The organism is Aeromicrobium sp. JP4, assembly GCF_054957925.1.
In genome coordinates, this window is sequence record NZ_CM143290.1 from 2,159,037 (window position 1) to 2,170,903 (window position 11,867).

At 70.4% G+C, this 11,867-nt stretch carries 10 protein-coding genes, 1 tRNA gene and 1 riboswitch; of the genes, 6 read left to right on the top strand and 5 right to left on the bottom strand.

All coding sequences use genetic code 11. The annotated features are described in order from the left end of the window. Positions 1 to 50 precede the first annotated feature (50 nt). The 5 genes from ACY1JX_RS10595 to ACY1JX_RS10615 all read left to right on the top strand — a co-directional run bounded on the left by ACY1JX_RS10595 (position 51) and on the right by ACY1JX_RS10615 (position 4,939). Positions 51 to 1,178, top strand: coding sequence for a sensor histidine kinase (locus ACY1JX_RS10595; RefSeq protein WP_286930826.1), 1,128 nt, complete (start codon positions 51 to 53; stop codon positions 1,176 to 1,178). Further along, entirely contained in the window at positions 1,175 to 1,771 is a 597-nt protein-coding gene (locus ACY1JX_RS10600; protein WP_286930828.1) for a response regulator transcription factor, read from the top strand. Before ACY1JX_RS10595 ends, ACY1JX_RS10600 begins: the two co-directional genes overlap by 4 nt. 33 nt (positions 1,772 to 1,804) lie before the next feature. Beyond that, positions 1,805 to 2,707 (top strand): metallophosphoesterase, encoded by a 903-nt coding sequence (locus tag ACY1JX_RS10605; protein ID WP_286930830.1) that lies wholly within the window; start codon positions 1,805 to 1,807, stop codon positions 2,705 to 2,707. An 18-nt stretch (positions 2,708 to 2,725) separates the two neighbouring features. Next, positions 2,726 to 2,799, top strand: a tRNA-Pro gene (locus ACY1JX_RS10610). Between the two features lie 172 nt (positions 2,800 to 2,971). After that, positions 2,972 to 4,939 carry an acetoacetate--CoA ligase gene (locus tag ACY1JX_RS10615; protein WP_286930832.1) on the top strand — a complete coding sequence of 656 codons (1,968 nt, stop codon included), beginning with the start codon at positions 2,972 to 2,974 and terminating at the stop codon, positions 4,937 to 4,939. A 45-nt stretch (positions 4,940 to 4,984) separates the two neighbouring features. Here ACY1JX_RS10615 and ACY1JX_RS10620 read toward each other — a convergent pair whose 3' ends face one another. Further along, a complete protein-coding gene (locus ACY1JX_RS10620; RefSeq protein ID WP_286930833.1) occupies positions 4,985 to 6,112 on the bottom strand; it encodes a zinc-binding dehydrogenase in 1,128 nt (375 codons plus the stop codon). Between the two features lie 170 nt (positions 6,113 to 6,282). Between ACY1JX_RS10620 and ACY1JX_RS10625 the strand changes: the two genes are divergently transcribed. Next, positions 6,283 to 8,238 (top strand): acetoacetate--CoA ligase, encoded by a 1,956-nt coding sequence (locus tag ACY1JX_RS10625; protein ID WP_462563953.1) that lies wholly within the window; start codon positions 6,283 to 6,285, stop codon positions 8,236 to 8,238. Positions 8,239 to 8,364: 126 nt separating this feature from the next. Here the strand turns inward: ACY1JX_RS10625 and ACY1JX_RS10630 are convergent, their stop codons facing one another. The 4 genes from ACY1JX_RS10630 to ACY1JX_RS10645 all read right to left on the bottom strand — a co-directional run bounded on the left by ACY1JX_RS10630 (position 8,365) and on the right by ACY1JX_RS10645 (position 11,792). Next, positions 8,365 to 9,402 (bottom strand): aspartate-semialdehyde dehydrogenase, encoded by a 1,038-nt coding sequence (locus ACY1JX_RS10630; protein ID WP_462563954.1) that lies wholly within the window; start codon positions 9,400 to 9,402, stop codon positions 8,365 to 8,367. Next, on the bottom strand, positions 9,399 to 10,688 hold the full coding sequence (locus ACY1JX_RS10635; RefSeq protein ID WP_286930836.1) for an aspartate kinase: 1,290 nt from the start codon (positions 10,686 to 10,688) through the stop codon (positions 9,399 to 9,401). The genes ACY1JX_RS10630 and ACY1JX_RS10635 overlap by 4 nt, the downstream gene beginning before the upstream one ends. A gap of 130 nt (positions 10,689 to 10,818) precedes the next feature. Beyond that, the gene (gene recR, locus ACY1JX_RS10640; protein WP_181753389.1) at positions 10,819 to 11,415 is read right to left on the bottom strand and encodes a recombination mediator RecR; all 597 of its coding nucleotides are present in this window, start codon (positions 11,413 to 11,415) and stop codon (positions 10,819 to 10,821) included. A gap of 62 nt (positions 11,416 to 11,477) precedes the next feature. After that, a complete protein-coding gene (locus ACY1JX_RS10645) occupies positions 11,478 to 11,792 on the bottom strand; it encodes a DMT family transporter (RefSeq protein ID WP_181753387.1) in 315 nt (104 codons plus the stop codon). Positions 11,793 to 11,800: 8 nt separating this feature from the next. Further along, positions 11,801 to 11,866, bottom strand: a riboswitch (guanidine-III (ykkC-III) riboswitch). Position 11,867 lies beyond the last annotated feature (1 nt).

Genomic DNA, 11,867 nt, shown 5'->3' on the forward strand with positions numbered 1-11,867 from the left:
CACCACGACTGATGACATCTGTCATGCGCCTCCTCGGCTACGGTCGAGCCGTGAGCTCGAACCCCGACGGCTTCCTCGCGACGTGGCGCTACACGGCTGTGAGCCTGTGGATCTACGTCGCGATCGGGCTGGCCGGGCCGGTCGTCCGCGCGACGTCGGACCTCGTCGAGGGCACGGCGGTGCTCCGCAACGCGCTGCTCCTGGTGGTCATCGCGGCCGTCGTCCTGCTCTCGTGCCGCCCGCTGGTCGTCTCCGCCCGCGCCGGGCTCGGGCACGAGCAGCTCACGTGGTCGCAGCGGGCACGGTACCTCGCACCGGCGCTCCTGGTCCTGCCGCTGGCGTGGATCCCGCCGGCCTTCCCCGTGGGCATCGTGATGGTGCCGTGGCTCGTGGTGTCGCTGCTGGCGGTCGACCTCGCAGCTCGGCGCCGGAACATGCTGCTCATCGTCACGCTGCCCGCCCTGCTCGGGGTGTACGCCGTCGGGGGATGGGAGCAGCTGCGCGACCTCGACGTTGAGGGCGGCTGGGTCCTGTTCTACCTCGCGCTCTTCCTGCCGGCGGTCTGTATCTTCCAGGTCTGGCTGTGGCAGCTCATGCTCCACGTCCGCTCGAGCGGTGAGGCCCAGGCCGACCTGGCCGCCGTGCGCGAGCGCCTGCGGCTCGCCGCGGACCTCCACGACGTTCAGGGCCACCACCTCCAGGTCATCGCGCTGAAGGCCGAGCTGGCGGAGCGGCAGCTCGACCGCGACCCGGACGCCGCCCGCGCGTCGATGGCCGAGGTCCAGCAGATCGCCCGCGCGGCCATCACCGAGACGAAGGAGATCGTGCGCGGCTACCGGCGCACGAGCCTGCGCGAGGAGATCGCGAACGCCGCCGCCGTGCTCGAGGCCACGGGCGCCGAGGTCGTGGTCGAGTGCTCCGAGGAGCTCGACCGGCCGCTGTTCGCGCTGGCGCTGCGCGAGGCCACCACGAACATCCTGCGCCACAGCGACGCGACGTCGGTGCGGATCTCCGCGGTGCCGGACCGGCTCACGATCGTCAACGACGGGGCGACCGAGCCGGCGGCCTCGTCGCACGGCTCGGGCCTCGCGTCGCTCACCGAACGGGTGGCCGCCGCCGGTGGTCGCCTCTCCGTGCGACGCGAAGGCGACGTCTTCACCGTCGAGGTGCTCACGTGATCCGGGTCGTGGTCGTCGACGACGAGGAGATGATCCGCAGCGCGATCGTGGCGCTGCTGGCGCTGGAGGAGGACCTCGACGTCGTGGGCGAGGCGGCCAACGGGGCCGACGGTCTGGACCTGGTGCGGCTGCACGAGCCCGACGTGGTGCTGCTCGACCTCGAGATGCCCCCCACCGACGGCATCGAGGTGGCCACCCAGATCGACGGCCACTCGCGCTCGGTCCTGATGACCCGCCACGCGCGGCCGGGAGTGCTGCGTCGCGCCATGGCGGCGGGGGTCGCGGGCTTCGTGCCCAAGTCCAGCCCGGTCTCGGCGCTGGCCGAGGTGATCCGCCAGGTCGCCGCGGGGAAGCGCTACGTCGACTCCGAGGTCGCGGCCGCCGCGCTCGAGGCCGAGTCCTGCCCGCTGTCGGATCGCGAGCTGGACGCTCTGCGGCTGACCCGACGGCACCTCTCGGTCGCCGAGATCGCCGGGACGCTGCACCTCGCCGAGGGCACGGTGCGCAACTACCTGTCGAACGCGATGGCCAAGACGGACACGTCGTCGCGGCACGAGGCTGCCGAGCACGCCTACGAGCACGGCTGGATCTGACGCCGCTCCGGTCCCCGCCACTAGGCTGGCCGCATGGGACTGGGCCGGCTGCTGACCGCGACGACGGCGCTCGGGCTGGGCACCCTGGCCTACTCCTACGTCGAGGCCTCGCGCCGCTTCGTCGTCCGGGAGTTCACGGCACCGGTGCTGCCCGCGGGCCACGACCCGATCCGGGTGCTGCACCTGTCGGACATCCACCTCACCCCCGGCCAGCGGGCCAAGCAGGAGTGGCTGGAGTCCCTCGCGGCGCTCGAGCCCGACCTCGTGGTGGACACCGGCGACAACCTCGCCCACCGCGACGCCGTCGCGCCTCTCGTGACCTCGCTGGCCGGGCTGCTGCAGGTGCCGGGCGTGTTCGTCTTCGGCTCGAACGACTACTACTCGCCGAAGCTGAAGAATCCCGCGACCTACCTGAGCGGCGGCACCGGCGTGGACGTCGGCGGGGACTGGGAACGTCCGCGCGACCTGCCGTTCGAGGAGCTGCGCACGGTGCTGACGCACCAGGGCTGGCGCGATCTCAACAACGCTCGCGACGTGCTGACCGTCAACGGCACCCGGATCGCCTTCACCGGCGTCGACGACCCCCACCTGCGGTTCGACCGTCCCGACCACCAGCCGGCCGATGCCACCGCCGACCTGCGGATCGGCGTCGCGCACGCGCCCTACCTGCGCGTGCTGGACTCCTTCAACGCCGCGGGCAACGAGCTCATCCTGGCCGGGCACACCCACGGCGGCCAGCTGCAGGTGCCGGGATTCGGTGCACTCGTCACGAACTGCGACATCGACCGGGGGCGGGCGAACGGCCTGCACACGCACCGCACGCCCGGGCACGACGCGTCCTGGCTGCACGTGTCGGCCGGCTGCGGCACGTCGCCGTTCACGCCGTTCAGATTCTGTTGCCGCCCCGAGGCGACAGTCCTCACCTTGACCGGGTAGAATTCCTGAGGTTGCACACGGGGTGTGGCGCAGCTTGGTAGCGCGCGTCGTTCGGGACGACGAGGCCGCAGGTTCAAATCCTGTCACCCCGACCCACCGATGTCTCAGGACATCGAGCACAGCCGGACCTGCATACGCGGGTTCGGCTGTTGTCATTCCCGGGGTCCCTTGCGCGCCGAGGTCCGCCACCGCGACAATGAAGGTGATTTCAACTTCACCGCCCGACGGGCCGGTGACCTTCGACGAGTGACAGAAGAGGCGACCATGTCCACCACGCCCGAGATCATCTGGCACCCGGACCCCTCGGTCGAGACCGAGCTGCACCGCTTCACCGCCTGGCTGCGCGATGAGCGAGGCGTGGACGTCCCGACCTACGACGACCTGTGGAACTGGTCGGTCACGGACATCGAGGGCTTCTGGCACGCCATCTGGGACCGCTTCGAGGTGGGCCCCCCGGTCGATCGCGCCGACGTGCTTCCCGAGGAGGGAATGCCGAGCCCCGTCTGGTTCCGTGGGTCGGGCGTGAACACCGCCGAGTTCCTGTTGCGCCCGCGAGCCGAGGGGTCGTCGACCGCCATCGTCACGGTGGGCGAGGACGGCTCGGCGGAGACGGTGTCGTGGGACGAGCTGCGTCGTCAGACCGCCAATCTCGCTGCGACCATGCGCGAGCTCGGGGTGAACCGCGGCGACGTGGTGGTGGGCTACCTGCCGAACGTCGCCGAGGCGCTGATCTCCTTCCTCGCCACCGCTTCGCTCGGCGCCCTGTGGGCCGGCGTCGGACAGGACTATGCCGCGCAGGCTGCCACCGATCGCTTCGCCCAGCTCGAGCCGGTCCTGCTGATCGCGGCCGACGGCCACCTCTTCAACGGACGTGAGCGCGACCAGCGTGAGGCGGTTCGCGAGCTGCGGTCCAGCCTTCCGAGCCTGCGGGGCGTCATCGGCGTGACGCGACTGGGACCCGGCCTCGACGACGTCATCGACTGGTCCGACGCGGTGGCCACCGACGTTCCGTTCGAGCCGGTGGACACGGACTTCAACGACCCGCTCTGGGTCCTGTTCTCGTCCGGGACGACCGGCCTTCCCAAGGGAATCGTGCACTCCCACGGCGGAGTCGCGGTCGAGCAGGCGAAGTCCGGCAACCTGCACTGGGACATGGGCGTCGACGACGTCTACTTCTGGTACACCTCGCCGAGCTGGGTGATGTGGAACTCGCTCGCGGGTGCGCTCGGCACCGGCACCACGGTGGTGTGCTTCGACGGGGCTCCCAAGCCCACCGGTGACTCGTCGTTGTGGAAGATCGTCGCGGACCACCAGGTCACGATCTTCGGCACGAGCCCCGGCTTCCTGATGATGTCCCAGGACGCGGGGGTCCGGCCTGCGGCCGAGCACGACCTCTCGCACCTGCGGATGATGGGCAGCACCGGTTCGCCCCTGGCGCAGCGTTCCTTCGCCTACGTCCGTGACGAGGTCGGGCCCATCCCGCTGTTCTCCCAGTCCGGTGGCACCGACGTGTGCGCGTCCTTCGCGATGGGTGCTCCCACGGTGCCGATCTGGTCGGGTGAGCTCTCGGTGCGCGGGCTGGGCATCGCCACCGCCGCCTGGGACGACGACGGACGACCCGTGATCGACCACGTCGGCGAACTCGTCGTCACCCGGTCGATGCCCAGCATGCCCCTGCGCTTCTGGAACGACCCGGACGGCGCCAAGTACCGCGCGGCGTACTTCGAGACCTATCCCGGCGTGTGGCGCCACGGTGACTGGATCACGGTCACGGATCGGGGCACGGTCGTCGTCCACGGGCGCTCCGACTCCACCCTCAACCGCAACGGCGTGCGGATGGGCTCCGCCGACATCTACGCGGCCGTCGAGTCGATGGACGAGATCGTCGAGGCTCTGGTCATCGGTGCGGAGGAGGCCGACGGCGGGTACTGGATGCCGTTGTTCGTGGTGCTGCAGGACGGCACCGAGCTCGACGACGCCCTGGTCGAGACCATTCGCACCCGGATCAGGGAGAAGGCCTCCCCGCGTCACGTCCCCGACGAGGTCATCGCCGTCCGCGGCATCCCCCACACCAAGACCGGCAAGAAGCTGGAGGTGCCCATCAAGCGGCTCATCCAGGGAACGGCCATGGACCAGGTCGTCGCGCGCACCGCGGTCGACGACTTCAGCCTGATGGAGGAGTTCCAGGACCGTGCCGAGCGTCGCCTGAAGCAGGTGGCCGAGCGCGGCTGAGAGCTGGGCCCGGGAGGAACCGTAGCGATCCCGGAGGGGCCCGGGTCAGTCCGGCGAGACGATCAGGTACTTCTCGCCGGTCTGCTTCCGGACGTACTTCGCCAGCACCTCCGGCTGCAGGGCCTCGGCCAGCGTGATGCGGTGGGCGTAGTCGCTGGCGAAAAGCGTCGTCAGCTCGTCGACCACCCGCTGGCGCAGCCGTTGCTCGACCTCCGGACCCGCCGCGGCCAGGAATGGCATCAGCAGCCAGCCGCCGCAGCTCCACGACATGCCGAAGGTGCGAGTCAGGACCGTCGGGCTCAGGTCCAGGCCGCCGTAGATGTACACCTGCTTCTTCGCGTCCGAGCCGTAGCGGCTGTACGTTCCGTCACCGCGCCGGTTGATCCCGACCTCCATCGCGTGCAGGATCTGGCCGGCCAGCGTCCCGCCACCGATCGCGTCGAAGGCGATCGTCGCGCCGGTAGCGGTGATCGCGTCGGCCAGCGCCTCGTCGAAGTCGTCGGCCGTGCTGTCGAGCACGTGCGTGGCGCCCGCCTCACGCAGGAGCGCCACCTGTTCCTGGCTTCGCACGATGGCGACCAGGTCGATCCCGTCGGCCAGGCACACGCGCAGCAGCATCTGTCCGAGCGTCGACGCAGCCGCGGTGTGCACGATGGCGGTGTGGCCCTCGGACCGCATGGTCTCGATCATGCTGAGGGCTGTGAGCGGGTTGACGAACATCGCCGCGCCATCGGCCGCCGTGGCACCGTCCGGCAGGACGCTGCACCCGGAGGCCGGCACGACGCAGTACTCCGCGTACATCGCGAGTCCCATGACGCCGACCCTCTTGCCGACCAGGTGGGTGGCGTTGACACCCGCCGCCACGACCGTTCCGGCACCCTCGTTGCCGACCGCGAGGGACTGATCGAGCCGCGCCGCCACGGCGGCCATGCGCTTCGCCGGGACCTCTGCCGTGATGACGGGGCGGTCGGGAGTTCCCGAGCCGTGCATCGTCGACAGGTCGGCCGGGCCGATCAGCAGACCGAGGTCAGAGGGATTGATCGGTGCCGCCTCGACCTTGATGACGACCTCGTCGGGTCCGGGATCGGGCACCGTGACCTCCTCGAGCTCGAGCCGCAGCTCTCCGCCCGCGGTGATCGTGCTGCGGAGCTCGAGGCCTGTCAGCGCGGTCATGAGATCGAACCGTGGGCGGGGGCGGAAGGGGTCCGTGCTCGTGTCATCACTGCGCCTCGTTCGGTCGAGATCGGTGGGGGTGTCCTCCGTCGAGGCTAGTACCCGGGCCGAGAACTCGAATGTCGTCAGGGTCCTGGGTGGCCGTCCGGCGTGAGTCCTACACTGCCGACATGCCTGCCGACGTTCTCTGGGAGCCCGCACGCACCGGCGACACCGCGATCGAGCGCTTCGCCTCCTGGATCGCCGCCACCCGTGGCGTGGACGTGCCCGACTACGACGCCCTGTGGCAGTGGTCGGTCGACGACCTGGCCGGCTTCTGGGGCGCGTGGGTGGAGTACCTCGACCTACCGCACGACGGCAGCCCCGAGCCGGTGCTGCCGGACGCGTCGATGCCCGGCGCGCGGTGGTTCCCCGAGCTGCGGCTGAACTACGCCGAGGCGATGCTGCGGATGCCCGGCCGTGCCGACGACGACGTCGTGGTGATCGCGCGGTCGCAGAGCCGCGACGAGGTCCGGCTGACAGCCGCCGAGCTGCGCGACCAGGTGGCCCGGGCACGTCAGGGCCTGCTCGACGCCGGCGTGGAGGCCGGCGACCGCGTGGCGGCCTACGCCCCGAACATCCCCGAGACCCTCGTCCTGCTGCTGGCCAGCGCCAGCCTCGGCGCGGTGTTCTCCTCCTGCGCCCCCGAGTTCGGCACGCAGAGCGTCATCGACCGGTGGCAGCAGATCGAGCCCGTCGTGCTGCTCGCCGTCGACGGCTACCAGTACGGCGACAAGGGGATCGACCGGCGCGAGCAGGTGGACACCATCTCGGCCGCGCTGCCAAGTGTGCGGACGATGGTGTGGCTGCCGTACCTCGACGAGGCCGCGCCCGCGTCCGAGGCGGCGATCACGTGGGAGCGGTTCACGAGTCGCTCCGGCCCGCTGCAGTTCGAGCGGCTGGCGTTCGACACCCCGCTCTACGTGCTCTTCTCCTCGGGCACCACAGGCCTGCCGAAGCCCATCGTGCACGGCCACGGCGGCATCACGATCGAGCACCTCAAGGCGCTCATCCTGCAGAGCGACCTAGGACCGGACGACCGGTTCTTCTGGTTCTCCACCACCGGCTGGATGATGTGGAACTACCTCGTGTCCGGGATCGGCGCGGGCGCCACCGTGGTGATGTTCGACGGCAACCCGGCCCACCCGGACCTCGGTGCGCTGTGGCAGATGGCCGCCGAGGTGGGCGTCACGTACTTCGGCACCAGCGCCCCCTTCCTGCTGCAGTGCCGCAAGGAGGAGCTGCACCCCGCGCAGGTCGCCGACCTCTCGGCGCTTCGCGCGCTCGGGTCCACCGGTGCGCCGCTGCCCGAGGCCGGGTTCCGCTGGGTGTACGACGAGCTCGATCCGAAGGTCCAGCTGGCCTCGGTCTCGGGCGGCACCGACACGTGCGCGGCGTTCGTGGGTGCCGCGCCCATCGTGCCGGTCTACGCGGGCGAGATCTCGTGCCGGTCGCTGGGCTGCGACGTCGACTCCTTCGACGTGTCGGGCCACCCCGTGCGCGACCAGCTCGGCGAGCTCGTGATCAAGCAGCCGATGCCCTCGATGCCGGTGGGCTTCTGGGGCGACGACGACGGCTCGCGCTACCGCGCGGCCTACTTCGAGGACTTCCCCGGCGTGTGGCGTCACGGCGACTGGATCAACCTGACGTCCTACGGCTCCTGCACGATCACGGGCCGCAGCGACGCCACCCTCAACCGTGGCGGCGTGCGGCTGGGCACCTCGGAGTTCTACTCCGTCGTGGAGTCGATGCCCGAGGTGGCCGACAGCATCGTGGTGCACCTGGAGGACACCGAGGGCGGCGCCGGCCGGCTGCTGCTGTTCGTGGCGCTCGTGGAGGGCGCCGTGCTCGACGACGACCTCACGAAGCGGATCGCCGTCGAGCTGCGCACCAAGCTGTCGCCGCGCCACGTGCCCGACGAGGTGCACCAGGTGCGCGGCATGCCCCGCACCCTCTCGGGCAAGAAGCTCGAGGTGCCCGTGAAGAAGATCCTGCGCGGCACCCCGGTGGACGACGCGGCGGCCAAGGGCGCGCTGCAGAACCCCGAGGTCCTCGACGACTTTGCGAGGCTTGCCGAGCAGAGCTGATCTCGATACGCCCGCTCGTTCCTCGCGGTGCTACTCGATCACCGGCCCGGCGATCTCGATACACGGGCTCGATCACCGGCGCGGTGATCGAGTAGCCGACGAGCGCAGCGAGGCGGCGTATCGAGATCAGACGAGCAGTTCGGCAATCTGGATCGTGTTGAGCGCGGCACCCTTGCGCAGGTTGTCGCCGGACACGAACAGCACGAGGCCCTTGTCGCCGTCGAGCGACTGGTCCTGGCGGATCCGGCCCACGAGGCTCTCGTCGCGGCCCGCCGCGTCGAGCGGGGTGGGCACGTCGGCCAGCTTCACGCCGGGCGCGCCCGCCAGGATCTCGGTGGCCCGCTCGGGGGTGATGTCGTCGGCGAACTCGGCGTGGATCGACAGCGAGTGACCCGTGAACACCGGGACGCGCACGCACGTGCCGGCCACCCGCAGGTCGGGCAGGCCGAGGATCTTGCGCGACTCGTTGCGGAGCTTCTGCTCCTCGTCCGTCTCGAACGAGCCGTCGTCGACGATCGAGCCGGCCAGCGCGATGACGTTGAACGCGATCGGCGCGACGTACTTGACCGGGTCGGGGAAGGAGATCGCGTGACCGTCGTGGGTCAGCGCATCGGCCTTCTCGACCGTGGCGAGGGCCTGCGAGTGCAGCTCCTCGACGCCGGCGAGGCCAGATCCGGAGACCGCCTGGTAGCTGCTGACGGTGAGGCGCACGAGGCCCGCCGCGTCGTGCAGGGGCTTGAGCACCGGCATCGCGGCCATCGTGGTGCAGTTCGGGTTGGCGATGATGCCGCGCCCGCGCGCCGAGTCGCCGGCGGGGATGTCGTGCGGGTTGACCTCGCTGACGACCAGCGGGATCGCCGGGTCCTTGCGCCACGCCGACGAGTTGTCGATGACGGTGACGCCGGCCTCCGCGAAGCGCGGGGCCTGGACCTTGCTCATCGTGGCGCCGGCGCTGAACAGTGCGATGTCGAGGTCGGAGACGTCCGCCGTGGCGGTGTCCTCCACGACGATCTCCTCGCCGCGGAACGGCAGGGTCTTGCCGGCCGAGCGGGCCGAGGCGAAGAAGCGCACCGAGTCCGAGGGGAAGTTCCGCTCCTCGAGCAGCTGGCGCATGACGGTGCCGACCTGGCCGGTCGCACCGACCACTCCGATCTTCACGCTCATCGTCCGGTCCCTCCGTACACGACTGCCTCGGTGTCCTCGGCGCCCAGGCCGAACGCCTCGTGGGCCGCGTTGACCGCGGCGTCGACCTCGTTCTCGCCAACGACCACCGAGATGCGGATCTCGGAGGTCGAGATCATGCCGATGTTGACGCCGGCCGACGCGAGCGCCTCGAAGAACGTGGCCGTGATGCCCGGCTGCGAGCGCATGCCCGCGCCGACGATCGACACCTTGCCGACGCTGTCGTCGTACTGGAGCCGCTCGAAGCCGATCTCGTCCTTCAGGCGCGCCAGCGCGGTCATCGCGGTCTGGCCGTCGTCGCGCGGCAGGGTGAACGAGATGTCGGTGAGCGCCGTGGCGGCGGCCGACACGTTCTGGACGATCATGTCGATGTTGATCCGGGCCTCGGCGAGGGCGCGCAGGACGGCGGCGGCGTAGCCGACCTTGTCGGGGACCCCGACGACGGTGATCTTGGCCTCGCTGCGGTCGTGGGCGACCCCGGAGATGATGGCGTGCTCCATCGCCTTGCCTTCTTCCGTGTACGTGCTGACGTCTTCGGTGCCCACGACCCAGGTGCCGGTCTTGTCGCTGAAGGACGACCGCACGTGGATGGGCATGGAGTTGCGGCGGGCGTACTCGACGCACCGCAGGTGCAGGATCTTCGCGCCGTTCGCGGCCATCTCGAGCGTCTCCTCGTAGGAGATCGCGGGGATGCGCGTGGCGGTGGGGACGATGCGCGGGTCGGCGGTGAAGATGCCGTCGACGTCGGTGTAGATCTCGCAGACGTCGGCGTTCAGCGCCGCGGCGAGCGCGACGGCGGTGGTGTCCGAGCCGCCGCGGCCGAGCGTGGTGATGTCCTTCGTGGTCTGCGAGACGCCCTGGAAGCCCGCGACGATCACGATCGCGCCGTCGGCGATGGCCGACTGGAGGCGACCGGGCGTGACGTCGATGATCTTGGCCTTGCCGTGGACGTCGTCGGTGAGGACGCCGGCCTGCGAGCCGGTGAAGCTGCGGGCCTCCTGGCCGAGGGTCTCGATCGCCATCGCCAGCAGCGCCATCGAGATGCGCTCGCCGGCGGTCAGCAGCATGTCGAGCTCGCGGCCTGGGGGGAGGGGGGAGACCTGGTTGGCCAGGTCGATCAGCTCGTCGGTCGTGTCGCCCATCGCGGACACGACGACGACCACGTCGTGACCGGCCTTCTTGGTCGCCACGATGCGTTGGGCGACTCGCTTGATGCTGGTGGCGTCGGCCACCGACGAGCCGCCGTACTTCTGCACGACGATGCCCATGGACATTTCCTTGCTCTGGAGGGACTGCAGGCGCAGTGGGATGACGCCACGCTGCGCCTGGACCAGTCTAGCCCCTGCGCTTCGAGGGCCCGGGGCACTGTCCGGGCGCTGGACCGGGGAACCGCGGCCGTCAGCCGACCGCGGTGCGGCCCTCGAAGGCGCGGCCGAGGGTGACCTCGTCGGCGTACTCGAGGTCGCCGCCGACGGGCAGGCCGCTGGCGAGCTTGGTGACCTTCAGGCCGATCGGCACGAGCATGCGCATGAGGTAGGTGGCCGTGGCCTCGCCCTCGAGGTTCGGGTCGGTCGCGATGATGACCTCGGTGACCATGCCGTCCTGGAGCCGGCCGAGCAGCTCCTTGATGCGCAGCTGGTCGGGGCCGATGCCGGCGATCGGGCTGATCGCGCCGCCGAGCACGTGGTACCGGCCGCGGAACTCGCGCGTGCGCTCGATCGCGATGACGTCCTTGCTCTCCTCGACGACGCACAGGACGGTGTCGTCGCGGCGCGGGTCGGCGCAGATGCGGCACGTCGTGTCGACCGTGACGTTGCCGCACACCGAGCAGAAGAGCACCTTGGTCTTGGCGTCGACGAGAGTCTGCGCGAAGCGCTTGACGTCCTCGGGGTCGGCGTCGAGCAGGTGGAAGGCGATCCGCTGGGCGCTCTTCGGGCCGATGCCCGGCAGTCGTCCGAGCTCGTCGATGAGGTCCTGGATCACGCTTTCGTACACGCCGCCAGCCTAGTCGCCCGGGCCAGCCGCACCGGGCGACACGTGGCCGACTCCGGCCGCTGTCAGTGCGCCATCTTCAGGCCGATGATGCAGCCGATCAGCCCGCCGATGAGCAGGATCTTCGTGAGGGACACCGGCTCGGTGCCGGTGAGCATCGCGTAGCCCACCGTCCCCACGGCGCCGATCCCCACCCAGACGGCGTAGGACGTGCCGACCGGCAGGTCGCGCATGGCCCACGCGAGTCCACCCATGCTGATGACGAGGGCACCGAGGAAGACCAGCGACGGGCCGAGCTTCGTGAAGCCCTCGCTGCGGCCCAGGGCGGTGGCCCACACGGCTTCGAACACTCCCGAGACGACCAAGACGAACCAGGACATGACACTCCTTCGTGGCCGTCTTGTCGCGCTCCGGGTACGACTCCACTCGTCCGGCGGCCTGAGGGGCCGTGACCC

Coding starts and splice junctions, on each gene's coding strand:
- ACY1JX_RS10605 (WP_286930830.1), top strand. CDS start 1,805: ATGGGACTGGGCCGGCTGCTGACCGCGACGACGGCGCTCGGGCTGGGC.
- ACY1JX_RS10615 (WP_286930832.1), top strand. CDS start 2,972: ATGTCCACCACGCCCGAGATCATCTGGCACCCGGACCCCTCGGTCGAG.
- ACY1JX_RS10620 (WP_286930833.1), bottom strand. CDS start 6,112: ATGACCGCGCTGACAGGCCTCGAGCTCCGCAGCACGATCACCGCGGGC.
- ACY1JX_RS10625 (WP_462563953.1), top strand. CDS start 6,283: ATGCCTGCCGACGTTCTCTGGGAGCCCGCACGCACCGGCGACACCGCG.
- ACY1JX_RS10630 (WP_462563954.1), bottom strand. CDS start 9,402: ATGAGCGTGAAGATCGGAGTGGTCGGTGCGACCGGCCAGGTCGGCACC.
- ACY1JX_RS10635 (WP_286930836.1), bottom strand. CDS start 10,688: ATGGGCATCGTCGTGCAGAAGTACGGCGGCTCGTCGGTGGCCGACGCC.
- ACY1JX_RS10645 (WP_181753387.1), bottom strand. CDS start 11,792: ATGTCCTGGTTCGTCTTGGTCGTCTCGGGAGTGTTCGAAGCCGTGTGG.